The sequence below is a fragment of the Paenibacillus sp. ALE3 genome (assembly GCF_054113405.1).
On sequence record NZ_CM134214.1, the window covers coordinates 1462490 to 1487234 of the forward strand.

23 protein-coding genes and 1 other RNA gene are annotated in these 24745 nt (G+C 45.2%); 20 read left to right on the forward strand and 4 right to left on the reverse strand.

Annotated features, from left to right (window positions below):
- Window positions 1-36 precede the first annotated feature (36 nt).
- The 6 genes from rpoD to rnpB all read left to right on the forward strand — a co-directional run bounded on the left by rpoD (window position 37) and on the right by rnpB (window position 5052).
- Complete coding sequence (gene rpoD, locus ACXHJ2_RS06660) at window positions 37-1170, forward strand: RNA polymerase sigma factor RpoD (RefSeq protein WP_165079580.1); 1134 nt, start codon at window positions 37-39, stop codon at window positions 1168-1170.
- A gap of 87 nt (window positions 1171-1257) precedes the next feature.
- Window positions 1258-2097, forward strand: a complete 840-nt coding sequence (locus tag ACXHJ2_RS06665) for a hypothetical protein (protein WP_165079581.1) — start codon at window positions 1258-1260, stop codon at window positions 2095-2097.
- A complete protein-coding gene (locus ACXHJ2_RS06670; RefSeq protein ID WP_165079582.1) occupies window positions 2094-2855 on the forward strand; it encodes a tRNA (adenine(22)-N(1))-methyltransferase in 762 nt (253 codons plus the stop codon). The genes ACXHJ2_RS06665 and ACXHJ2_RS06670 overlap by 4 nt, the downstream gene beginning before the upstream one ends.
- The gene (locus ACXHJ2_RS06675) at window positions 2831-3946 is read left to right on the forward strand and encodes a Nif3-like dinuclear metal center hexameric protein (protein ID WP_165079583.1); all 1116 of its coding nucleotides are present in this window, start codon (window positions 2831-2833) and stop codon (window positions 3944-3946) included. The genes ACXHJ2_RS06670 and ACXHJ2_RS06675 overlap by 25 nt, the downstream gene beginning before the upstream one ends.
- 62 nt (window positions 3947-4008) lie before the next feature.
- Entirely contained in the window at window positions 4009-4575 is a 567-nt protein-coding gene (locus tag ACXHJ2_RS06680) for a flavin reductase family protein (RefSeq protein WP_165079584.1), read from the forward strand.
- Between the two features lie 78 nt (window positions 4576-4653).
- An RNA gene (rnpB, locus tag ACXHJ2_RS06685) (RNase P RNA component class A) lies at window positions 4654-5052 on the forward strand.
- A gap of 286 nt (window positions 5053-5338) precedes the next feature.
- Here the strand turns inward: rnpB and ACXHJ2_RS06690 are convergent.
- On the reverse strand, window positions 5339-6559 hold the full coding sequence (locus ACXHJ2_RS06690) for an aminotransferase-like domain-containing protein (protein ID WP_165079585.1): 1221 nt from the start codon (window positions 6557-6559) through the stop codon (window positions 5339-5341).
- A 116-nt stretch (window positions 6560-6675) separates the two neighbouring features.
- Here ACXHJ2_RS06690 and pdxR point away from each other — a divergent pair, with 116 nt between their 5' ends.
- Together pdxR and ACXHJ2_RS06700 are read left to right on the forward strand one after the other, a co-directional pair.
- Window positions 6676-8151 carry a MocR-like pyridoxine biosynthesis transcription factor PdxR gene (pdxR, locus tag ACXHJ2_RS06695; RefSeq protein ID WP_165079586.1) on the forward strand — a complete coding sequence of 492 codons (1476 nt, stop codon included), beginning with the start codon at window positions 6676-6678 and terminating at the stop codon, window positions 8149-8151.
- A gap of 88 nt (window positions 8152-8239) precedes the next feature.
- A complete protein-coding gene (locus ACXHJ2_RS06700; RefSeq protein WP_013372124.1) occupies window positions 8240-8470 on the forward strand; it encodes a hypothetical protein in 231 nt (76 codons plus the stop codon).
- A gap of 57 nt (window positions 8471-8527) precedes the next feature.
- Here ACXHJ2_RS06700 and ACXHJ2_RS06705 read toward each other — a convergent pair whose 3' ends face one another.
- Window positions 8528-10408: a S8 family peptidase gene (locus ACXHJ2_RS06705; RefSeq protein ID WP_165079587.1), complete on the reverse strand. Its 1881-nt coding sequence runs from the start codon at window positions 10406-10408 to the stop codon at window positions 8528-8530.
- A 186-nt stretch (window positions 10409-10594) separates the two neighbouring features.
- Here ACXHJ2_RS06705 and ACXHJ2_RS06710 point away from each other — a divergent pair, with 186 nt between their 5' ends.
- From ACXHJ2_RS06710 to thiI, 6 genes are all read left to right on the forward strand, one after another.
- Entirely contained in the window at window positions 10595-11101 is a 507-nt protein-coding gene (locus ACXHJ2_RS06710; RefSeq protein WP_025677687.1) for a YpuI family protein, read from the forward strand.
- 189 nt (window positions 11102-11290) lie between these two features.
- Window positions 11291-11518, forward strand: coding sequence for a DUF1540 domain-containing protein (locus tag ACXHJ2_RS06715; RefSeq protein ID WP_013372120.1), 228 nt, complete (start codon window positions 11291-11293; stop codon window positions 11516-11518).
- Window positions 11519-11559: 41 nt separating this feature from the next.
- On the forward strand, window positions 11560-11955 hold the full coding sequence (locus ACXHJ2_RS06720; RefSeq protein ID WP_025677688.1) for a hypothetical protein: 396 nt from the start codon (window positions 11560-11562) through the stop codon (window positions 11953-11955).
- Between the two features lie 163 nt (window positions 11956-12118).
- The gene (locus ACXHJ2_RS06725; RefSeq protein ID WP_040103319.1) at window positions 12119-12817 is read left to right on the forward strand and encodes a lytic transglycosylase domain-containing protein; all 699 of its coding nucleotides are present in this window, start codon (window positions 12119-12121) and stop codon (window positions 12815-12817) included.
- A 155-nt stretch (window positions 12818-12972) separates the two neighbouring features.
- A complete protein-coding gene (locus tag ACXHJ2_RS06730) occupies window positions 12973-14121 on the forward strand; it encodes a cysteine desulfurase family protein (RefSeq protein ID WP_165079588.1) in 1149 nt (382 codons plus the stop codon).
- A 1-nt stretch (window position 14122) separates the two neighbouring features.
- Window positions 14123-15349 (forward strand): tRNA uracil 4-sulfurtransferase ThiI, encoded by a 1227-nt coding sequence (gene thiI, locus ACXHJ2_RS06735; RefSeq protein WP_165079589.1) that lies wholly within the window; start codon window positions 14123-14125, stop codon window positions 15347-15349.
- A gap of 71 nt (window positions 15350-15420) precedes the next feature.
- Here thiI and ACXHJ2_RS06740 read toward each other — a convergent pair whose 3' ends face one another.
- On the reverse strand, window positions 15421-16116 hold the full coding sequence (locus ACXHJ2_RS06740) for a TerC family protein (protein ID WP_165079590.1): 696 nt from the start codon (window positions 16114-16116) through the stop codon (window positions 15421-15423).
- Between the two features lie 216 nt (window positions 16117-16332).
- Between ACXHJ2_RS06740 and ACXHJ2_RS06745 the strand changes: the two genes are divergently transcribed.
- The 5 genes from ACXHJ2_RS06745 to ACXHJ2_RS06765 all read left to right on the forward strand — a co-directional run bounded on the left by ACXHJ2_RS06745 (window position 16333) and on the right by ACXHJ2_RS06765 (window position 22601).
- The gene (locus ACXHJ2_RS06745; protein WP_016324552.1) at window positions 16333-16992 is read left to right on the forward strand and encodes a TerC family protein; all 660 of its coding nucleotides are present in this window, start codon (window positions 16333-16335) and stop codon (window positions 16990-16992) included.
- 162 nt (window positions 16993-17154) lie between these two features.
- Window positions 17155-17646 (forward strand): hypothetical protein, encoded by a 492-nt coding sequence (locus ACXHJ2_RS06750; protein WP_013372112.1) that lies wholly within the window; start codon window positions 17155-17157, stop codon window positions 17644-17646.
- Between the two features lie 293 nt (window positions 17647-17939).
- Complete coding sequence (typA, locus tag ACXHJ2_RS06755; protein ID WP_013372111.1) at window positions 17940-19781, forward strand: translational GTPase TypA; 1842 nt, start codon at window positions 17940-17942, stop codon at window positions 19779-19781.
- 125 nt (window positions 19782-19906) lie between these two features.
- Window positions 19907-20968 (forward strand): LCP family protein, encoded by a 1062-nt coding sequence (locus ACXHJ2_RS06760; protein ID WP_013372110.1) that lies wholly within the window; start codon window positions 19907-19909, stop codon window positions 20966-20968.
- 301 nt (window positions 20969-21269) lie between these two features.
- Window positions 21270-22601 carry a PhoH family protein gene (locus tag ACXHJ2_RS06765; protein ID WP_013372109.1) on the forward strand — a complete coding sequence of 444 codons (1332 nt, stop codon included), beginning with the start codon at window positions 21270-21272 and terminating at the stop codon, window positions 22599-22601.
- 58 nt (window positions 22602-22659) lie between these two features.
- Here ACXHJ2_RS06765 and ACXHJ2_RS06770 read toward each other — a convergent pair whose 3' ends face one another.
- Window positions 22660-23745 (reverse strand): coiled-coil domain-containing protein, encoded by a 1086-nt coding sequence (locus tag ACXHJ2_RS06770; RefSeq protein WP_165079591.1) that lies wholly within the window; start codon window positions 23743-23745, stop codon window positions 22660-22662.
- A gap of 296 nt (window positions 23746-24041) precedes the next feature.
- On the opposite strand from ACXHJ2_RS06770, the gene ACXHJ2_RS06775 reads away from it, so the two are divergent.
- On the forward strand, window positions 24042-24692 hold the full coding sequence (locus ACXHJ2_RS06775) for an RsfA family transcriptional regulator (RefSeq protein ID WP_013372107.1): 651 nt from the start codon (window positions 24042-24044) through the stop codon (window positions 24690-24692).
- Window positions 24693-24745 lie beyond the last annotated feature (53 nt).

Sequence of the window (24745 nt, forward strand, 5' to 3'; positions counted from 1 at the left end):
AGAGGTCGGATGTTTCTAGGAGGAGGGAGTCGAAAGATGGCGAATGATCAGCATACTGAACTGGAGACGGAATTAACACTGGATCAGGTTAAAGATCAACTGATTGAGTTGGGTAAAAAAAGTTCCTCTCTGAACTACAAAGATATCATGGAAAAACTGTCGCCGTTTGATCAGGACCCCGAGCAAATGGATGAGTTTTATGAGCAGCTGGGTGACTTGGGGATTGAGATTGTGAATGATAACGACGAAGAAGTTACCAGATTGCGTCAAAATGACGACCCGGAAAACAATGACGGGGATGATTTTAATTTCGATGACGATCTGAGCCTGCCTCCCGGTATTAAAATTAATGACCCGGTCCGGATGTACTTGAAGGAAATTGGTCGTGTACCGCTGCTTTCTGCTGATGATGAGGTGGAGCTTGCCAAACGGATCAATAACGGCGATGAAGAAGCTAAGCGTCGGTTGGCTGAAGCAAACTTGCGTCTGGTTGTAAGTATTGCCAAACGTTATGTTGGTCGCGGCATGCTTTTCCTGGATCTAATTCAAGAAGGTAATATGGGTTTGATTAAGGCAGTAGAAAAATTTGATTACGAAAAAGGCTTTAAATTCAGTACGTACGCAACCTGGTGGATTCGTCAGGCGATTACGCGCGCAATTGCCGATCAGGCGAGAACGATCCGTATTCCAGTGCATATGGTGGAAACGATCAACAAGCTGATTCGCGTATCGCGTCAACTGTTGCAAGAGCTGGGGCGTGAACCTACGCCGGAAGAAGTGGCTGCCGAGATGGAGCTAAGCGTGGAAAAAGTACGGGAAATTATGAAAATTGCCCAAGAACCGGTTTCATTGGAAACACCAATTGGTGAAGAGGATGACTCACATCTAGGGGATTTCATTGAGGATCAGGAAGCGTTGGCGCCTGCAGATGCAGCAGCCTATGAGCTTCTGAAGGAACAACTCGAGGATGTACTGGATACGTTGACCGAACGGGAAGAGAATGTTTTGCGTCTCCGTTTTGGTTTGGACGATGGAAGAACCAGAACTCTTGAAGAAGTGGGTAAAGTGTTCGGTGTTACACGTGAACGTATTCGTCAGATTGAGGCCAAAGCGCTGCGTAAGTTGCGCCATCCAAGCCGCAGTAAGCGACTGAAGGATTTCCTCGAATAGAAGCGTAACATTGCGGACCTTCTGCGGCTTGAAGCGCGCAGAAGGTCTTTTTTTATCTCATGGCAGCCTTGGTGGAGGGGAAGAAGCTTGGACCAGGAGAAAAAACGGACAATACTGTTACATGAAATTGAGCATTGGCGGCAAAGTCGACTGCTCCCTGAGCAATATTGCGATTTTCTATCCAATCTGTATCGGGACGATGAAAATCCGGCACAAAGCCAGAACCGTAACAACACCGGGCTGCTTACATATCTTAGACACGGGCATAGGATCGCCTGGCTTCTTGGTTTTGTCATTATTTCCTGCATTTGTTTGATCGGTTTTTATTTTACCGCTTTTCCGTTGGCAATGCAAATATGCTCGGCAAGTGCAGCTACTGCGATTTGCTATGGAATGGCTGCGGTTTGGCGGTCTTCCGAAAAGAGTATGAGTGCAATGTTGAGCACTTTAGGCAGTGTAATTATGCTAGGTTCAGGTGTATGGATCATTCAGCTTCATCAAGGTGAAGCTAAGGTTTGGTTTTTAGTGCTGGTGGGTCTATGTGGTTTGATATGGTGTCTCGTAGGATTAACTTTGCGCATCAGCTTGCTTCATTACTGTGGTCTTGCTGGGCTGCTTTTAGTGTATGCGGTCCTTATAGGCCGCTATTGGCCTACAGCTACTTTAGTGATGCTTGAGGTATTTTGGATTTTACACGCAGTGTTGTTGATTGGATTAAGCTGGTGGGTACATCGCCGCTTTCCACGTCTTGCGTTGGTTTATTTTGCTATAGGCATGACCCTTGTGTTTATGGCGGAAGCAGACACGGTCGTCCTGCGCCATCAAGCAGCAGGGGAAGTGATGTTTTTTAGCATACTGAAGTTGGCTATTGTCGTAGGGATTTTATTTTGGACTCGAAAAAAATGGATTACGTGGGTGACGTCATGAAACTTTCTCAGCGATTACAATATATTTTGGAACAAATTCCTGCCGGTAGCAGATTGGCTGATATTGGCTCGGATCACGGACTACTCCCTGTGGCTGCAGTGCGCTCCGGCAGAGTATCGCAAGCTGTAGCGGGTGAGGTCAACGATGGACCATTGCGTGCGGCTCAAAAGCAGGTGGCTGAAGCAGGCCTTACAGATCGCATTGCGGTTAGAAAAGGGGATGGCTTGGCTGTAGTTAAGGTCAATGAGGTAGATGTTATTACGATAGCGGGTATGGGTGGTGCCTTGATTGCTTCCATTTTGGAACAAGGGAAAGACAAGCTTGCTTCAGTGAAACAGCTTGTTTTACAGCCCAACGTGGGCGAGGATATTTTACGACGCTGGCTAATTAAGCATCAATGGGTATTAAAAAATGAACATATTATGGAGGAAGACGGTAAAATATATGAAGTTCTGACGGCAGTACCTGCTTCTGAAAGCTCACTGAAACAGGATGAGCTGTATCGGGCATGGGAACTTCCTGGTAGTTCGCTGGTACTGACAGAGGACTTGTTAATGCAACTCGGACCGTTATTGGTCAAAGCACCAAATGAAACCTTTTTTTCGAAATGGCAATTGGAGATTCGCAAGCTTCAGGATGTACTGGCGCAAGTGGCACGGTCAGATCAGGAATCCGCTCAGCATAAGCAGGAGCAATTGCGCAAGCAAATTGAGCAGCTGGAGGAGGTACTTGCATGTTTGCCAAAGGACAGACAGTAACTAGCTATATGGAGCAGCTGGCCCCGAAATACTTGGCAGTTCCAGACGATAGAATTGGCCTTCAACTGGGTAGCCTACAAAAGGAAATCAAAAGCATATTAGTAGCCCTGGATGTCAATGATGAGGTTGTTGAAGAAGCGATCCGCATAAAAGCTGACCTCATTATTGCACATCATGCGATTATATTTCGCCCACTTAAAGCTTTGAACACGGACCAGCCTGCGGGCAGATTGTATGAAAAGCTGATCAAGAATGATATTGCTGTCTACATCAGTCATACGAATCTGGATACGGCTGAGGACGGCATGAATGATTGGATGGCAGAAGCACTGGGTATTCAAAGTGAAGATACGCTAGAGAATGTTCACACCGAGCAATTATTCAAGCTTGTCGTTTTCGTACCCAAAACACATCATCAACGTGTTCTGGATGCCGTACTGAATGCGGGAGCTGGACATATCGGCAACTACAGCCATTGCAGCTTTAATATTGATGGCTATGGAACTTTCGTACCAGGTGAAGGCACACAGCCATTTTTGGGTGAGCCGGGTAAAATGGAACGTAGTGAAGAGGTTCGTATTGAGACTATTGTACCGCAGGGGGTACGCAATAAAGTTGTCCAAGCGATGCTGAAGGCTCATCCTTATGAAGAGGTGGCTTATGACCTATACCCTATGGATTTGAAAGGCCGTACCTTTGGTTTGGGACGAGTGGGTAAGCTCAAGGAAGCCCGCACGTTACGGGAGTTTGTAGATGTTGTGAAAAACGGTCTCAACGTTAAGCATGTACGTGTGGTGGGTGACTTGGACCGTATGATCAAAAAAGCAGCCGTGCTTGGAGGCTCTGGCAGTCGCTATGTGAATAAATCGCTTTTCAAAGGCGCTGACGTATTAGTGACGGGGGATATTGACTATCACACGGCTCACGATGCCCTGATGGCAGGCATTGCTATTATTGACCCTGGACATAACGCAGAAAAGATTATGAAGCCTAAAACCGCAGAATGGATGCGCAGACGCTTGGCAGAAGGTCGATACTCAACGGAAGTATACGTATCTGAAGTGGACACTGAGCCATTTCAATTTTTGTAAAACCTTCACATCTATGAGAAAATAAAGGTGAACTATTACATTTTTTCGTAGGGAGAGGTTGTATGCGAAAGTTGATAGCCGATTCTGCGATTCATGCCTATCCGGGCATGGTTGCAATTGTTACTTCCCGTTATGAGGGAGTAAATAATGTAATGGCCTCAGGCTGGCATACATATATCGGATCATCACCGGGCATGTATGGCATTTCATTGAGGAAGGAAACATATTCTTACGAACTGATTAAGAAAAGCGGAGGCTTTGGTGTTCAGTTTCTGCCTGCGCACAGATCGGAATGGATTCAGGCTGTAGGTACCTTTAGTGGTATAGATGTAGATAAGTTTCAGCAGTTTGGGATTGCATATGAAGACGGGATTTCAGTGGATGTGCCTATATTGCTGGAAGCGTATCTCGCTTATGAGTGTAAAGTAGTGGATATTCATACCTACGGAGATCATGACTGGATTGTCGGCGAAATACAGCAGACCTACCGGGATGATGAACTATTCCTAGATGAGGACGTTCCTGATTTTAGTAAGCTTTCAATTCCGTTATACGTGGGAAGGTCTGCTTATTACGTGGCAGATGATTCATTACAGAGAAAGGTACATCCGTTTTATTTGAGCAAGTAAAAGAGTGTTCTATAATTTACAATATTTACAGGGTTGTATCATGCACGCGTTCCCTGTATACTATGTAATGTTGTTCGGAAAGTTTAACAGACAATCGCTGGTGGTGTAAGCCACGAGAGGAAAGTCCGGGCTCCATAGGGCAGGATGCTGGATAACGTCCAGTCAGCGCGAGTTGAAGGATAGTGCCACAGAAATGGACCGCCGATGGCCGCTTGCGGCACAGGCAAGGATGGAACCGAGGTGTAAGAGACCCCGAGGAACGCTGGTGACTTCGTTCCTGGTAAACCCCATCTGGAGCAAGACCTAAAGGGACACAGCTTCTTCGCGAAGCAGCCTTAGCCCGAGGCGTGTCTAGGTTGGTCGCTGGAGCTGGATAGCAATGTTCGGCCTAGATAGATGATTGTCGCTTTTAGTGGGAGGGTAGTTCCCGTCTGTACCACGAATAGCACAGAACCCGGCTTACGGAAAACTTTCCCCACTGCAACACTTTAAAAATGTATGAATTATTGTTTTGTTAATGACCTGTTTGCATGAGAAACTTTTAATCCAAATGTATTTATTACATTAAAAAGGGTGCTTCATATTCCTGTGGGAATCATGAAGCACCCTTTTTAATTTGCAGCCGGATTACGCAGTCCGCTATATCTATGGAATGAAGCCCCCAACATAGTCAATGGGGGCTTCATTGTATTTACACTCTCCTAACGCAAAAACGTGCGAGGACGAGGCATGTAGTCAGTGTAGCGTGCTTTTGAAGCTGGAATTAACGTACGCTTTTTACCACATTTTTCTCCATATACAGCTTCAGTGCCCGATCCAATCGGTCAACTGCTTTTGGAAGCAAGGCAGGATCGGTATGCGTGAAGTTGATTCGCATATGGTTACTGCCGCTTAAGTCAGCATAGAAGACTTGTCCAGGGACAAATGCGACCCCTTCCTGAATCGCGAGTTCCAGCAACTGATCAGAACGGAAGCCTTCAGGTAAGGTAACCCACATAAACATGCCACCAAGTGCATCATTCCAAGTGATTCCTTCCCATTGACGTTCTCTCATTAACGATGTAAGACGCAACATCCGAGTGTGATACTCAGCGGACACGGTACGTATATGTCCCTCCAAATCAAAGAAGTCCAACAGCTCATTCAAAGCACGCTGGTCAATACTGCTGGAGTGCAGATCGGCAGATTGTTTGGCATTTGCGGTCTTAACGACGATGGCTTGATCGGCTACCAACCATCCAGAGCGAACACCTGGAGCGACAGTTTTAGAGAATGTAGAAGTGTACATTACATGACCATCGCCACCTAGCTGTTGATCAATAGAAAATAGGGATGGGAAGTTAAGGTTTTCATCAAATTTGAGCCGTCCGTAAGGATCGTCTTCAAAAATCAAAGTTCCGTATTTACGGCATAGCTCAACAACGCCTGTTCTGCGTTCCATACTCCATACACTTCCTGCTGGGTTGGAGAAGGTAGGGATGACATACACGAATTTTGGCTGATGCTGTTTGATCTTGGCCTCAAGATCATCTAATTGCATACCGTTAGCGTCTGTATTTACACTTACAATGTTAGCGCCATAGGAATTGAATACCTGAAGAGCTGCCAAATAAGTAGGGGACTCCACCAATACTGTATCCTGCGGATCAAGCAACACACGTGAAACTAGATCAATGGTCTGCTGCGAGCCTGTTGTCATGAGGATGTTATCTCTGGTGACGGAGATGCCTTGGGATGACATGATTGCTGCCAAACGTTCCCGTAGAGGAATGTATCCCTCGGTTAGGCCGTATTGAAGTGCGGTAGTACCGCCGAGGCGGAATACCCGCTCATAGGCTTTAGCAACTGCTTCGACGGGAAAGAAGGCATCGGCCGGAAGGCCACCTGCGAGAGATAATACATCTGTTCCCTGTGTCAGCTTCAAAATGTCCCTTACCATGGACGAGCCCTGAGTACGAGCCATACCCGAAAATTTGTATTCCAATCCAATCATCTCCTGTGTTCTATACTGTGCTAAGAAATTTGTTGTATTATATCGATAATGAAGTATAACAGTAAACGTCTAAATGTAACAGTTGATTTTTGGAGGGAAGGGTTCCGATGCATATTGATCTCAGTCGTAACAGCAGTGTCAAATTATATTTACAGATTACCAAAACATTAGCGGATCGCATTCAGTCAGGGCTACTACCTCAAGGTACCAAGCTTCCCTCTATCCGTCATCTGTCCAGTCTGCTTGCGGTGAGTCCTGTAACTGTAAGCAAAGCGTATGCCGAGCTGGAGTCCATGAATCTGGTTACGTGTACACAGGGAAAAGGTTGCTATGTGGCGGAAGCTTCAGTACCGATTTATCGTGAGCGGACGCAGGATTTGTCTTGGCAGATGTCGCTCATCGATTATTTGCCGCGCGCGCAGTTATGGAGAAACTTTAATCATAGCCGAAAGGCTATCTATTCTTTTCATATAGCCGCAATACAGCCGGAGCTTCTTCCCACGCGCGAAATTATTGCAGATACCCAACGTTTATCCTCTGAACATTCCGATGTAATGGCTGCATATGGGACTTTTGAAGGTGATTTAGAACTAAGAGAAGTGTTCGCAGACCACCTGAGTGAACGCGGTATACGTATAGTGGCAGAGCAACTGCTTGTGACCAGCGGAGCTCAACAGGGAATTGACCTGGTGGCGCGTACGTTTGTTGGTCCAGGAGATGTGGTCTACATGGAAGCCCCTACCTATACTGGGGCCATTGATGTGTTCACTAGTCGTGGTGCCAAAGTAATTATGATTCCGATGGACGAGGAGGGTATGCGGATTGATATTTTGACACGTCTCTGTGATACCCATCCCCCAAAATTGATCTATACCATACCTACCTTTCATAATCCTACCGGCGTAACTTTGACGATGGCCAGACGCACGCAATTACTGGATCTGGCTCAAAGTTATCACTGTCTCATTGTTGAGGATGATCCATTTTCCGATCTGTATTACAAAACTAAACCCCCACTCTCTATCAAGGCGCATGATCAGTCCGGGCATGTTGTCTATATCAAAAGTTTCAGCAAAACCGTTGCTCCTGGTTGCCGCATAGCTTGTGTAGCGGCAACTGGGAGTGTAATGGATCGTTTGGTGGCTGCTAAGTCAACTACGGATTTGGGAAGTCCTCTATTAACGCAAAAAACACTGCTACCTTTTCTCAAGAACCGACTTGACCAGCATCTTGTTTCATTGCGAGAACAAATTCGAGATCGTCTAACTGTCGCATTGAATACACTCCAGCGCTATGCTCCACCAGAGGTTACCTGGTATGCTCCTGAAGGTGGTCTCAATGTATGGATTAAACTTCCCTCTATGGTGGATATTCCAGAATTGGAGCGGGTAGCTGACCGTGAAGGCATTTCCTTTTTGCCTGGTGCGGTGTGCTATGCAGGTGGTATGGATAGTAATCATATCCGTATTTCTTTTTCGTATACGGACAAGGAAACACTTAAATCAGGTCTGCGCAAGCTATGTAATTTGTTGGGCGATATTCTTGATCATTCGGTCATTATGGAACGAAAGCCTATTTTATAAGGGATAATTGTATTAGGGGTTAAACATCCAAGCACAGCATATGCCTCCTTAATATGCTGTACTAATTCACCGAAAGGAGTTGCACATTATGAGTCATTGTCATTACGACCCGGTCGTGTGCCCGCCGATCCAATTTGTAAATCATCAATTTTACCCACAGGTGGTACCTGTTGTTCATCCGATTGAGATCATCAATCAGGCGCATGTTATACCTGTGCCCCACCACGTATTTCCGGTGGTTGTCAAGGATCCTGGTGACCCATGCTGTCATACACGCAGTCATGGAAAGCGACCTGTCCGTACCAGTTCCAAGCGTTAAGAAAGCCTAAAAAAGCAGCCATGGAGCAACATGGCTGCTTTTTCCAAAAGGGGTATCCTAGGCTTCCAGTTTCTTTAATATGGATTTCAACTTGTCACTGAAATGCTGTGGATAGAATTGCAGGGGAACATAGGGACGTTGTGCTGCTTTCAATGCTTTATACACGTCGATTTGACCATACCCAAAATATTTGTCATGCCCTGGTGTGCCCAAATCAATTACGCTGTCTCTCATTAAATCCATTACCTCTTTATTGGTTAGATCAGGGTTAACGGATCGAATCAGGGCAGCTAACGCTGATACATGTGGACTGGCCATCGAAGTACCCGATAGTGCAGCATATTGATTCCCAGGATACGTACTGGCAATACTTGCACCTGGAGCCATGACGTCCACATAATCGCCGTAGTTAGAAAAGGATGCGCGGTGCATAGAAGAATCTGTAGCGGAAACGGCAAATACTTCAGGGTACGCTGCTGGATAACCGGGTCGCTCCGTATTATCATTGCCTGTGGCTGCAACTAATACAACATCTTTGTCATAGGCATATTTGATCGCATCATGTAAAAATGAAGCTTGTGCATAGTTGCCGAGACTCAAATTGATGACCTTGGCCCCGTGATCAGCTGCCCATATAATACCTTCTGCAACCGAGTAAGTTGTACCGGAGCCAGATTGGTCAAGTACCTTGATCGGCATGACCTTGTTGTACCACGTCATACCGGCGACTCCCTCACCATTATTAACGAGCGCAGAAATGATGCCGGCGACATGCGTTCCGTGACCGACGTCATCATAAGGCTTTTCAGACGGGTTTACCACGTTATGCCCAGAAAGAATTTGGCCTTTTAGATCAGGGTGATCCAAATCTACTCCTGTATCTACAACCGCGACAATTACATCTTTGCTGCCTTTGCTTAGTTTCCAGCCTCTGTTGGTTTCGGTAGCAGGCAGGTTCCATTGATAGCGAGAAAAGAGCAGATCATTAGGAATAGAGCTGTCGGCATTGATAGGTGCTTTCTCATTGGTCAGATACATATAGTGAGGCTCAGCATAAAGCGGGTTCCACTTTTGTGAAAAGTATTGCTTTAGCTCTTTAAAGTTCATTTTATCCGAATGAAATACATAAGTATAACCAAGCTTACGGCCTGGTTCACAGTGCAAATCTGCTGCAATTTCCTTCAATTGTCGTGAATCAGGATTGTGACGGAAGCGAACGACAATTTCGTTTTCAAAATAATGGCTTGCATTTTCGTTGTCGTGACCCGTTTTGACCGTGATATCGTGCAATGTGTCGGGATGTACGGATTCGATTTTGTAGCTACCTTCTTTTGGATAGGGAATTAAACGCAAATTTTTGCGCTGATGCTTCTCCACGTCACGCAATACTTGCTGACTGACCAGGGCAGCAACGCCGCATGTTCCATCAGCCGATGGTTCAGCCATGATGAAATATTTACCGCCCTCAACTTGAAAAGCAGCCGATTCATAGGATTTATTTTGCATGACGGAACGACGAGCCGCAGCCAAGCTGCTTTGAATTTGAGGGTGGTTCAGCAGACTTGTCTGTGCTTTGTTGCCTGTGTAGGTGTTAGTCTTTCCGTCCCTAATGTGAATCCACTGGAGCGTATGAAGATGACTGTGTGATTGCTGCAATGTGTGGGTGAACTGTCTTTTCTGATTGGCAGTTTTACCATTCAGCTCCCGCAATACGTATTGAATATCTTGTCTTGCGTCCATCCGTGTGAGGGTATCCGTAGCGGACAGGTCCAAAGCCAACATTCCTTTTTTAAGCTGCTTCTCCTGCTGTGGTACCATCTTGGTCGTATATTCGGGCTGTGGTGTTTGGCGGTGATCGCGTGAAGGTAGCATCAGTGTGATCAGAAGCACCCCGGCAGCTGCTCCGAGCAGGGGTTTTAACCATTTTGGCCGAGACATGAAACCGTCCTCCTTGAGTATTCATAAATTTATGGTTTAGCGTGAGGAGATTGGCATGTTTTTATACCTTTCAATGCTTATTTGTGGTAGGATAAATACTGAAAATTACAGCTCTTTCGGTTAGAAGGGACTATTTTCGGGTAACCAAATTGATGAACAAGCAACAAATAAGGGGGAGCTGCCTTGATGTCAGCAGTCAACGTACAAAAATTATGTGAGTCGGCGCAGGAAAGACTGAAAACTGCCGTGAAACGTGTGGAAACATTCCTCAATGAGCATGCTCTGCCGCAACTGGCTGTGGATGGTAATGAGGAGTCCGTACTTTTTTACAAAGGTTTTTTGTCGGATCTCCGCCATGTCCTTGTTTTTTCCGAAGTATCCTATGAAAAGCTGGGTGTGGCTTTGCGCCGTGCCAACTTTGACGTCGATTTTGCGGAAAAGGCATTGTATAACGTATACCATGACTGCGTGAACAGCTTTTTTTATCCCAAAAATGAAACTTACGCAGAGGACGGACGCTATGCTTATACGGGACAAGATGCTATCCGCTTCCGTAAAACGCCAGTGCCAGCCGCCCGCGAAGTGATCATGGACATTACGAAAAACTTTGAAGAATTGCGTGATGATCTGACTTATTATGAAAGTGATTATTTGACACAGCGCCGGATGCAGACTCGTCGTACTCATGCCTAAAGCATTCAATCCAAGAAATTCATTTCTAATCAAAAACTAAAACAAGACAAGCAAGCCGTTTTCTACTTGTTTCCTGCCAGTTTGGAGGAGGCGAAGGGAAGCGGCTTTTTTCGTATGTCACCAACTGCCATATGCCATGAACGCATAGGTGCAGGGGAGCGGGGGGACAATGAATCCGAGGTGATGATCATGAGCCAAGAGGCCAAGCCAATCGTAAAGTGCAGCGTAGCCAATTGCCATTATTGGGGAGAAAACAACTTTTGCAAGGCAGATTTGATCATGATTGAAGTAGATGGTCATGCCGGGAAAAAATTTAAAGAAGAATATGCGGGGGAAAGCTTTAGTTCAGATGAACGTGATAAGGCTGCAACGTCTGCCGCAACCTGTTGCCACACCTTTAAGCCGAAGTCTCTGTAAATGTATAACACGATTCATTTCCATTTGGAGGTGCAGTTATTATGGAAGATCATGAAAACGATAAGCATAAGAATGAAGAGCATGTTAGCCGTGAACGTGTAGATTATCCTCGTCATGTTCAGGAACGCTCTGCCAAGCGCCGCCATCATCGTGAGGAATATGCAGCAGAGGTTGCTCCTGGCTCACCAGTTGTGACCAGACATGAGAACAAGGGTGAAGAGCAGGTTATTAACAATAGTGGTCGTATTTCCGGCTATATTGGGCTGGCTGCAGGTATCGCATCATTGTTTATGTGGTCTATTGTGCTGGGACCCATTGCAGCAGTTTTAGGATTTTTTGCTTATGTAAATGGCAGTAAAACAACCGGTATTTGGTCGATTGGTCTTGGCGCACTAGCAACATTGAGTTATTTTGCTTTTATCCCATTTGTGCGCTAACCCTGTTGGTTAAAGGTTCCGGTATCTTAGCTCCGCTGTCTTTTCGACAGAAACGGAGCTTTTTTTCATTAAAAAGTATGGAAGTACATAGTAAAAAGTTGTATCATAGCAATAACGACAAGCTATTTGGGATATAACAACTATAGAAAGTTGGGAACACCACATGCAAATTGATCCGCGCGTGTCCAAATCCATGTTAGACATGCAGCTGTTAAATAATATGAGTGCTACGACCCAGACGGGTACAGCGGATGCTTTTTCTGGATTGCTGGAACAAGTAGGTCAGCTGGAAACAGATAATGCTGTCACTCGAGAAAATTCAGGCGATGTTACCAGAGATGAAAACGGTTTGCTCTGGCTTCAACTGGGACCATCGAGGGGAACGACTTCGTCATTGGCAGTCTATCCTGCTTCTTCCAATACGGCAACGGATGGACCTACAAAAGCTACAGCGTATGATAGTTTGATTAATGAGGCAAGTCAGAAATACGGCGTCCCGGTAGCTTTGATTAAAGCAGTTATTGATACGGAATCTTCATTTAATCCATCGGTTACTTCTTCGGCTGGAGCCAAAGGACTTATGCAGTTGATGGACGCTACAGCTCAAGGTTTGGGAGTTAGTGACCCCTATGATCCTGCACAAAATATTGATGCTGGCGTACGCTATTTGTCTTACCAGATTAAACGTTTTAACGGACAGGAAAATATGGCGCTGGCTGCATACAATGCAGGTCCCGGACGGGTGCAGCGGCTTGGAGTAAGTAGTGATGAGCAGTTGATGTCTGTACTGGACAAGCTTCCGGTAGAAACGCAAAGATATATTACCAAAATTCAGAATGCACGTGAAAAATATACCATCTAAGCCCTATAGCTTATAGCATAAAAGTGCGTAATTTCAATTCGATTAGGTCCGCAGACAGGATCAATATGGGGAAAGGGTGTCGCTGTAATGAAGCGGCCTTTCTCTGTTTTGGTCTTTTTTTGTTGTAACAGTTGTGGGGCAGAAAGGGGAGTTTAATGAAATATTTTGATTATGCCGCGACAACTCCGCCTTTTGAAGAGGTGATTACAACCGTTGCCGAGGTAATGAGACGACATTATGGCAATCCGTCTTCCATGCATCGGTATGGAGAGGATGCGGATAAGTTGATCAAGCGCTCGCGCGAAGTATGCGCTGCAGCTTTGGGAGTATCTCCTGCGGAGATTGTCTTCACATCCGGGGCAACGGAAAGCAACAATCTTGCCGTTAAGGGGGCGGCTTTGCACTATCAGACCAGAGGCAAGCATATCGTGACTGTGTCGACAGAGCACCCGTCTGTGTACGAAGCTTGCAAACAGCTGACAAATTTGGGTTTTGAAGTTACTTTTTTACCTGTGGATGAGAAAGGTCATGTTAGTGCCGAACAGGTTTGCGCAGCTGTTCGTAAAGATACGATTTTAGTCAGTATCATGCATGTCAATAATGAGACAGGAAGGGTGCAACCGTTGCGAGATATCGGAGTTGCGCTGAAAAAGCGCTTCCCCCGTGTTCTATTTCATATTGACGGTGTACAGGGATTTGGCAAGTTGCCGGTTGATCTCCGGGGCTGGCAGGCTGATCTGTACAGCCTTTCGGCGCATAAGCTGCGTGGACCCAAAGGTGCTGGATTGCTATTCGTTCGGGAAGGCGTAGAGCTTTTCCCATTGCTTAGTGGTGGCTCTCAGGAGCAAGGGGTTCGTGCGGGTACCGAAAATGTACCACTGCTTGTCGGTATGTCCAAGGCAGTACGGCTGGCGGGCGAACGACAAGCAGAGACTGCACGGCGCATGATCGAGTGGAGAGAACGGGTGGCCGCAGAAGTGAAAACAATCCCACAACTGCGGCTGAACAGTGGGAAAGAAGCGCCGCATATTGTCCACTTTTCGTATCCGGGCATGAAGGCCGAGGTACTGCTGCATACGCTGGAGCAATTGGGTGTGGCAGTGTCCACCAAATCGGCTTGCTCTTCAAAATTAGCCGAGCCTAGCCGGGTACTGTTGGCGATGGGCCGCAATGAGGCAGAAGCAGCCGGCGGCATACGTATCAGCTTTGGTGATGAACATACGGAACAGGATATCGACGAGCTCATACTTGCGCTTCGAGAGGCTGTGGCCAAGCTGGAATCCCTTGAAAGGTGGAAACGTTAAAATGCACTATGATATGCTTTTACTTCGCTTCGGCGAATTTACATTAAAAGGGAAGAATCGCGCTCGTTTTGAGAAGGCTGTACTGAAACACGTAAAGCTGCTGCTTAAGCCTTTTCCAGGTGCTTCGTTGCGCAAGGAATTTGGACGGATTTATGTAGTTCTCGGAGGAGAGCCTTATGAACAGATCATTCAAGTGTTGCAAAAGGTGTTTGGCATCACGACGATTAGTCCTGTTAAAATGGCTCCTGTTGAGCTGGATGCTATCATTGAGACGGCTGTAGCTTTAATGCATGAGCTGAACGTAGACGAGGGAACGACATTCAAGGTAAATGCCCGCAGGGTATGGAAGGAATTCCCCCATTCTTCACAAGAGTTGAATCATTTAATTGGTTCTCCTATTTTGCGGACGTTTCAGGCATTGAAGGTCGACGTGCGTCAACCTGATATTGAGCTACGTGTGGAGGTAAGAGAGCAGGCGGCATATATTTTTAGTGATGTTATTATGGCTGTAGGGGGCTTTCCGTTAGGAACCAACGGCAAAGCTATGCTGCTGCTGTCCGGTGGAATTGACAGTCCGGTAGCAGGATGGTCATCCATGCGTAGAGGCTTGGAAATTGAATGTGTACATTTTTATAGCTATCCATTTACAAGTGAGCGTGCGAAAGAAAAGGTTATTGATTTGGCAAAAGTATTAGCAGGCTACGCGGGCCGAATCAAAATCCACCTTGTACCGTTTACAGAAGTGCAGACGGCCTTTACACGCACTGGGCAGGATAATTTAATTATTACGCTAATGAGACGGTCTATGCTGCGAATTGCAACGATGCTGGCAGAGCGTGAAGGAGCATTGGCACTCGTGACGGGCGACAGTCTGGGCCAAGTTGCTAGTCAAACGCTATCCAGCATGAATGTGATTGGTCGTTCGACGGAACTTCCCTTGCTGCGACCTCTCGTTATGATGGATAAGCAGGAGATTACAGAAATCGCTAAGCAAATTGGCACCTACGATTTATCCATTCTCCCGTATGAGGATTGCTGTACATTGTTTGTTCCCAAATCTCCCACGACCAATCCGAATTTGTGGGTAGTTCAGAAGATTGAAGCCTCTATTCGGGATTTGAATGCTTTGATCGATCAGGCTGTAGCTACAACGGAGACGGTTGTCCTTGAGGCAGACGGAGCTGTAGAGGGGCGTAAAGAGGAAGTTATACAGGAAGATTGGTTTTAATAAAAAAGGCAGACCCGCAACAATGTTGGGGTCTGCCTTTTTATTTGGGTGGGGTCCTTTTGAAACCTCTTTTAGACAGCTTTTTCTCGACGGGATACTGCTCTGCGATTTTGAAGATATCCTGTGAGCAAAATGCCAGCCATAACGGTGGCAATAAACAAGATACGCAGCGCCGGATGCTCCGTAAAGTATGGTGCCAGCTTACGTTCTTCAGTGATCATATTAGAGGCCGTATAACCAAGCACCGCCGATCCTAAATAGATAATCCAGGGGAATTTATTGATCAGCTTGATAAAAAGAGTGCTTCCCCATACAACGATCGGCACACTGATTAACAGGCCCAGCACTACAAGTAGCAAATGCTGCTGGGCCGCGCCAGCAACAGCAATAACGTTGTCCAGACCCATTGCTGCATCGGCGACAATAATGGTGCGGATAGCCCCCCATAGAGTTGTTCCTGCTTTAACTTCGGCATGATCCTCTTGGTCCACGAGCAACTTATACGCGATCCAGACTAGCATCACACCCCCGATGAGTAACAACCACGGTACTTGAAGTAACCAGAGGACTACAATAGTGGCTGCTATGCGGATGAGCAGGGCACCCCCGGTGCCGTATAGTATCGCTTTTTTTTGCGTTGCAGGAGGCAGCTTTCTGGCGGCAAGCCCAATTACAATCGCATTATCTCCTGCGAGCAGAAGGTCAATAAATATCACATTAAGAAGTAGCCAAAAGAACTGAAATACGGACATGTCAATCGTTCTCATCTCCCTGATTAAACATCCTCAAAACATTGCATGTTGTTTATGTTAATACCCGTTTTTCGGAAATACGATTCATTATATTGCTGTTTGTTATTGAATTCAAGGTTTATACTCAATCAAATTGCCATTAGTTATTACTAAATTATGACTTATTCGAAAAGCTTGCAAGCATAGCCTCGTCCAATTTTGCATACATGTAGGATGGGGGTGTTTGTACATATGGAGCATGTCATTTTGCTATTGAAAATATTAATGATTAATTTGGTGCTAAGCGGTGATAATGCAGTTGTTATAGCCATGGCGAGCAAAAACTTGCCTGCAAGGCAGCGAAGTCAAGCGATATGGTGGGGGGCTGTCGGCGCGGTCCTGCTGCGCTGTGTGTTGACTTTTGTAGCTGTCATTTTGCTAGGCATACCCTTTATTCAGGCGGCGGGCGGTTTACTTCTGTTATGGATTGCGTTTAAGCTGCTGTATGAGAATGATGATCATGTGGGAGTAAGAGCGGAAACAACCATATGGAAGGCAATACAAGTGATACTATTAGCAGACTTTGTGATGAGTCTAGATAACGTATTAGCTATTGCAGCTCTAGCCAATGGGGACATTGCTATTATAGTCATTGGTATTGCAATTAGTATTCCGATTGTCGTCTGGGGCAGCAACGTGATAGCAATCTGGCTTCATCGGTTCCCGATCCTTGTTCTGCTGGGATCTGCCATCCTGGCCTTTACGGCGGGAGAAATGCTACTGCGTGATCCCAAATTGGGCATATGGTTAGCAGACTTGGGTGAGGTTATACATGCATGGTTACCGGTCTTGTTGGCAGCAGCAGTTGTCATTGCAGGAATATATCGGCAGCTACGGCCCCGTCATATTTGAACGTGGTTTTTTTGGAAAACATCGGCTAAACTAGACATAGGGTTTTGCAGATGCCGAGGATTCAGCTCGGTTTTTGTAAAAATTCTATATTCATAAAAGTGTACTTGAAAACAACTACATTTAATGACTCAAAAACAAATCCAGCAAACAAAGGAGACCACGATGAATTCCGGAAAAGAGCGTATGATCGGAGTAGGCATTGTTGCCGTAGGACTGATTATTTTGTTGGGGAAATTGGGGATGTTCTCCTTCTTGGGACGCAACCTTTGGCCCTTGCTGATTTTAATACCTGGAATCGTGCTACATGCAATGTATATGATGCGTAAAGTATCACCCTTTATGTTGCTGCCGGCAGGGATTTTGTCGGTATATGGCTTCCTCTTTTTTCTCTGCAATACTTGGGGATGGCATTTAATGGGCTACTTATGGCCTTTGTTTCTTCTAGGTGTGGCGATTGGATTATGGGAGTATGCCATTAATGATATTTCGCTTTCTCGTAATGTATATACAGGGAGCGTACTATTAGGCTTGATATCGGTGCTATTATTGATTATTACCTTGCTAAGTACAGGCATCATGTATATTATTGCCGTTTTACTGATCGGAGCTGGAATCTGGTTGGTCATAAACAACCGTAGCAAACGCAACTGGTAAACCGACAAGCTGTGCAGATTTCATGGCGGTAAATTACGGAACGGGCAATAATGTCTTGCTTTATGACATATTTCTACTATAATATAATGGATATGAAAAGAGCGTCGGAATGATTTCTGACGCTTATTTTAAGGTTTTCACGCGAATCGGAGAGAGAAGCTGTCTGTATAAAGCCTGAAACATATAGAAGGCTGGCAGGGAGTGGGCCTAAAGAACGATTGTTAGCCTTGAATGAGCATTGCTTCAGGATAGAGACACTATTTTGATATACGGAAAGGATATGGATACAAACCATGCATGCAAGAGAGAACATTCGCAATATTGCGATTATTGCCCACGTCGACCACGGAAAAACGACACTTGTCGATAAGTTGCTTCAACAGTCCGGAACATTTAGAGAACACGAGGCTGTTCAGGAGCGCGCCATGGACTCCAACGATCTGGAACGTGAACGCGGTATTACGATTTTGGCTAAAAATACAGCTATCACTTACAAAGATTACCTGATTAACATTGTAGATACACCGGGACACGCCGACTTTGGTGGTGAAGTGGAACGGATTATGAAAATGGTTGACGGCGTTTTGCTGGTCGTTGATGCTTACGAAGGCTGCATGCCGCAAACGAAATTCGTACTGCGTAAAGCGCTGGAACAAAATTTGACGCCTATCGTTGTAGTAAATAAAATTGACCGTCCGGCAGCTCGTCCGGCAGAAGTCATTGACGAAGTACTGGATCTGTTCATCGAGCTGGGTGCAAATGATGAGCAATTAGAATTCCCTGTTGTGTACGCTTCAGCACTGAACGGAACTTCCAGCATGGATGCTGAAAAGCAAGATGACAACATGCAAGCATTGTATGAAACAGTGGTAGAGCATATTCCAGCTCCAACTGAGAAAGTAGATGAGCCTCTTCAATTCCTCGTAACACTGATGGACTATAACGAATACCTGGGCCGAATTGCAGTAGGTCGGGTGAACCGCGGTATCATCAAGCAGGGACAAGCGGTCACAGTTATCCAACGTGATGGCAGCAGTAAATCAGCGCGTATTGAGAAGTTGTTCGGCTTCCAAGGACTGAAACGGATTGAAACCGATCAAGCAGGCGCGGGTGACATTGTGGCGATTGCGGGGATTAAGGACATCAACATTGGTGAAACCATTGCCGATCCAAATCATCCTGAAGCATTGCCTGTACTGAAAATTGATGAGCCTACACTGCAAATGACCTTCTTGGTTAACAACAGTCCATTCGCAGGTCGCGATGGTAAGTGGGTAACATCCCGTAAATTGCGTGAGCGTCTTCTGAAAGAACTCGAAACAGATGTCAGCTTGCGTGTTGATGAAACGGATAGCCCGGATGCCTTTATTGTATCTGGACGTGGTGAATTGCATTTGGGAATCCTGATTGAAAACATGCGTCGTGAAGGTTACGAACTGCAAGTGTCCAAACCGGAAGTTATCGTTAAGGAAATTGACGGTAAAAAAATGGAGCCAATCGAACGTCTTCTCATCGATATTCCAGAAGAAAGCATGGGCGCAGTGATGGAAAGTCTGGGCTCCCGTAAAGCCGAAATGGTCAACATGATTAATAACGGTACTGGACAGGTTCGCTTGGAATTCCTGATCCCTGCACGTGGTTTGATCGGTTACACTACAAACTTCCTGACTTTGACTCGTGGCTACGGTGTAATGAACCATGCATTTGACAGCTATGGACCATTTGTTGGCGGTCAAGTGGGTGGACGTCATCAAGGTGTACTCGTGTCCACGGAAAACGGCACCTCTACATTTTATGGTATGCTGGGCGTAGAAGATCGCGGTATTTTGTTCTTAGAGCCAGGGACTGAAATTTATGAGGGTATGATCGTTGGTGAGCACACACGTGATAACGATATTGTCGTTAACATCTGTAAGGAAAAACAATTGACGAACGTTCGCTCCGCAACAAAAGATGATACGGTTAAATTGAAAACACCTGTTATCTTCTCTCTGGAGCAAGCGCTTGAATACCTGAATGATGATGAGTATTGTGAAATCACTCCTAAATCCATTCGTTTGCGTAAAAAGATCTTGAACAAAGGTGAGCGCGAGCGTGCGGAGAAACAACGTAAAACAGCACAAGCAAATATGTAATTCATAGGATTGGTCTTCGGCCACAGCGGCGACGCCCGGAAACGGGATGCGCCGCTGTATGTGTTTTAGGATTGTAAACTTGGAGAAAGCTATATTTCTCAAAACGCAGGAAAAGGTGTTGAAGCATGAGTAATCTTTCGAATGGATTGCCTCCCCGGACACAAAGCGGGAAAAAATCCGCCAAACCGAAAAAAACGAAAAAGAAAAAAAGCTTTTTCAGATCGTTTATGAAGTTTGTCTTATTTCTACTCATTATAGGTATCTTGGCAGCAGGTGGTTATACCTACTATATTTACAATCAGGTAGAGGAAGTTTTGGATACTGGAATCAACAAGGAAGTGCCCAAAACGCAATTGGCTGAGGCTAAGCCTTTGACTATTTTATTGCTTGGAACCGACTATCGCCCTGACCATCCGACTTATTTGTCAGACGTTATTATGGTAGCTACATTGAACCCTAATACAAAATCGTCTACCATTGTGTCCTTGCCTCGTGATACGCGTCTAGAAATGGATGGGTATAAGCCACGCAAGCTGAATGAGTATTATCCGGTGTTTAAGGCTAGAGAGAAAGAATCTGGCGAAGTTGCTGAAGAGCAAATGAAGAAGATGATCGGCAAATATCTAAATATTAATATTGATTATGTAACGGTTATTAACTTCCAGGGCTTTAGAGATGTTGTAGATAATCTAGGTGGTGTAGATGTGACGGTTGATAAAAATATGTGTTACCGAGACCGTGCTGATGGCACCGATATTAACCTGACAGCTGGGGCCAAGCATTTGAATGGTGACCAAGCTCTTGATTTTGTTCGCTACCGCAAGTCGAATTGTCGTCCGAGAACAGCTGAATCTGACGACTTTGATCGCAATCGTCGACAAAATCAGGTGCTTCATTCCCTAATTGACCAAATGCAAACCTTTAACGCTTTGACCAAGTTTAGTGCAATTATTAAATCGGTTGATAAAAATATGATGACTGATATTGAGTCACAGCAAATGAAAAATATCGTACAAACCTATTGGAATATTTCCAAGCAAAATGTAAAATACAATCCTGTAGCAGGAACATGGCGTAGTCCTTATGTGTACATTGATGAGCAACAGCTCGATTTAGCCAAACAAGCGCTACAAGAGGAATTAGCCAAAAAAGCAAGCGACAGCACTGAAGCTTCTTCCAATTCCTGAGTATGTATCTTTTTTCCCGCTTATGTTATACTCGCAGCGAGTAAAGCTCTTATATAGCATAAGGGGGTTGAGGTATGTCTAAATGTAAAGTGAACCCAGTCTAGGTCCAGTGAGCAATCACTGGGCCTTTTGTGTCTAATTTTAAAAATGTACAGGCTCTGAGGCTATCTTCAGCTACACTTTTCGTTGCATTATGCTGCTTTGGGGTTCTTTTTTCAGGGAATCAGCAAGTATTGGGTAGCCGGTGAATAGGTATAGGTATGAAACATGAGATTGTCCACGCCGCTTTGGAGGGGATTTAATGAAGAAAATTTTTGTGCTGGATACGAATGTGCTGCTGCATGATCCGAAAGCCATTTTTACCTTCAAAGAACATGAAGTTGTTATTCCAGCTGTTGTTCTGGAAGAAATCGACTCCAAAAAACGCAACGCGGATGAGATTGGACGGAATGCCCGTAATGTATCGCGATTGTTGGACGGGTTGAGAGAAGTGGGGCATCTTCACAGTGGCGTTCCACTTCCCCAAGGGGGAAGGCTTAAGGTTGAGTTAAACCACCGGAGTTTTTTGAAAGTTCAGGAGATGTTCGGGGAGGTTTCGAACGATAACCGGATTTTGGCAGTCGCCTTAAATTATCACTTGGAAGAACAGGAGCAGTCTGAACCGCGTTCAGTGGTGTTGGTTAGTAAAGACGTATTGGTCAGAATCAAGGCAGATGTATTGGGGCTGCTGACTGAAGACTACCTATCCGATAGAACAGGCGATCCAAGTGAGTTGTACCCCGGATACTCGGCGATACAGGTGCATCCATCCATCATAGATGAATTTTACTCTAACCGTTTTTTACCAATCAAACCACTGAAGCTACCTTATACGCTGTATCCACATGAATTTGTTATTTTGAAAGATGAAATGGGCACTGGGAAATCAGCTCTGTTGAAAGTAAATCAGGAGGCAGAGCGATTAGAACCTTTGTACTTAAGTAACGAATCGGTGTGGGGAATCAGCGCGCGTAATGCTCAGCAGCGAATGGCATTGGAGCTTTTGCTTAATGACGATATCCCACTTGTGACCATTACTGGAAAAGCAGGTACAGGCAAAACGCTGCTGGCGCTAGCGGCGGGGTTGCTTAAAGTAGAGGATGAGCATCGATTTAAGAAACTGTTAATTGCTCGACCTGTTGTTCCTATGGGCAAGGATATCGGTTATTTACCGGGAGAAAAAGATGAAAAGCTTCGCCCCTGGATGCAACCAATCTACGACAATCTGGAGTATCTGTTTGATGCCAAAAAATCAGGCGATATCGACAAAATTTTGATGGGCTTGGGCAGTATTCAGGTGGAGGCGCTCACTTATATTCGCGGACGTTCGATACCTGGGCAATTTATTATTGTCGATGAGGCGCAAAACTTATCCCGACATGAGATCAAAACGATTGTGTCTCGGGTAGGTGAGGGGAGTAAAATCATTCTGATGGGAGATCCGGAGCAGATTGATCACCCTTACCTGGATGCAGCCAGTAATGGCTTGACCTATGTGGTGGAGCGTTTTAAGCAAGAAGGGATTAGCGGGCATATTATGCTGGAAAAAGGAGAACGCTCCAAGCTCGCGCAGTTGGCAGCTGATCTGTTATAACTTTTGATCGTTATTACAAATAATTAAGACCTCGGGAACATCCCGAGGTCTTTTGTTTTTACTTAAAGCTTAATTCGAGCTTAACTTCAAGAATGCCTTTTAAAGCATGTACTTCTGTGGCTTTGACATATGAAATAAGCTGCTGTGGGTAGAAGCCGAGATCAAAATCTTCTTCCAGCTTGTTGCGAGTCGTGTCCGGCAGTTCCAGCCCGTTAAATATCAGTCGATCTACATGAAATAGAATTGCATTTTTGGGTTCATTCTCTACCGTATAGTGACCTTCTACCCTTAATTTCATCGTTCCTTGTTGACCTTCTACCACAATCCGATCCTGCACAAAGGAGAAATTGAAGTGATTAAACAATTCATTCTCTGACTTTAAAAAACGGTTAAATTCCTCTTCACGAATGCTTATCGTGATCATTTTTCCATTTGTAACCATGGCCCCTTGCTGTTGTTGAATGAATTGGGGCAGATCCTGCATCGCTTGAGCTAATGCTTTAAAGTGTTTATTTACCTCGTATACCCCTACATTCTCCCAATAAGCTGTCATTTCACCAATTAGCTTGCGTAGGGTTTCAGGGTTATCACTGGCGTTAACGCCGTCATCTACACGCGACTGGAGTTGAAGAATCCGTTTACGTTGTGCCAGTAGGTTTGTTTTAACCGTCTCCAGTTCCGTCGTGGCTTGGGCAACTTGCTGCTCTGTTTTTCGCATAAATTGATAATTGGATTCGTATTCCTGAAGCACATCCTGATCGTGACTAATCAACAATAAGTAATAATCGTACAAAGAGAGAAGTTGCTTTATACTTTTAGCCCCTAGCACTACACTCAGCAGCTTGTCCCTTTCTCCCATATAGTAAGATCGCAGTACAGAACCTGCACGCTCACGTTGTAGGTCCATTTGCTTCTGTTGATCAGCTAGACTACTACGCAGTTCCTGCTGACGCTGTAAAAGAGCCTGCTGCTCCTGACTAATTCGCTCGATTTCATGGTCGATCTCCACGATAGACAGACTATCTTGTAAAATCTGATTTTCTTCAGGACTGGGAGCGGCCAAAGTAGGACATACATATATGGTAGTCAGCATCATAATGAGGGCCAGCAGGGTACAGATCGCGATTTTTATTCGTTTATTCATTTAGTTTCCCCTTTTATGTATTCCAGAAAAAGACTAATGGTAATGTATATGATCCTTTTTTATTCTTTAACCATTCATTTTATTGTACAGCAGTCAGAGCATGCTTGAAACCCGAAACTGTTTACTTCACGTATGAGTTCTGGCAGAAATGGAAATACAATTTAGTATCAAATAGATTCTATGAACTCTACGAGAGGCATAGGAATGAATAAACAGCTTTTATACCCTATTCAAATACCGGCAAGATCGGTTCATGAAGACGGTTATTTCAGGATGTTGTTAGGAGGGCTAGAGGCATGACTGCAATAAGACAAGATGCATGGAGTGCGGAAGATGACTTGATATTGGCGGAGGTGACATTGCGGCATATCCGGGAAGGTGGAACACAGCTCGCTGCGTTTGAGGAGGTTGGACAAAAAATAGGTAGAACCTCTGCAGCATGCGGTTTTCGTTGGAATAGCTGCGTGCGCAAACGTTATGATGAAGCGATTGGCATTGCCAAAGCACAGCGCCAGAAGCGCAGTTATATTCGTAAGCAGAGCCCGGTAGGTGTATCGCAGGTGGCGGCCTTTGCCACGCTCGATCCAGTCGAAGGGGGATACAGAACAGATGGAACGAGTGAAGATACGTTATCTATTGATGCAGTAATTCGCTTCTTGCGTCAATGGAAGGGATCTATGCAGGAGACGAATCGGCAGATTAAGATGCTGGAGAAAGATTTGCGGGAAAAGGAAGAAGAATTAAATCAGCTTCGCTCCATTAATGACCGGCTGTCCAAAGAAGTGAATGATGTGCAGACCGACTATCGTGTTGTAAATGATGATTATAAAGCTCTGATTCAGATTATGGACCGTGCCCGGCGATTGGCTTTAATCACTGAAGATGAGGAAGAGCTTAAATCCAGGTTCAAAATGGATGCTAATGGGAATCTGGAGCGCATTGAGTAGCAAGATTACAATAGCTATCTAAATAAAACGTCAACTATCGCTTGGCCGTAGTT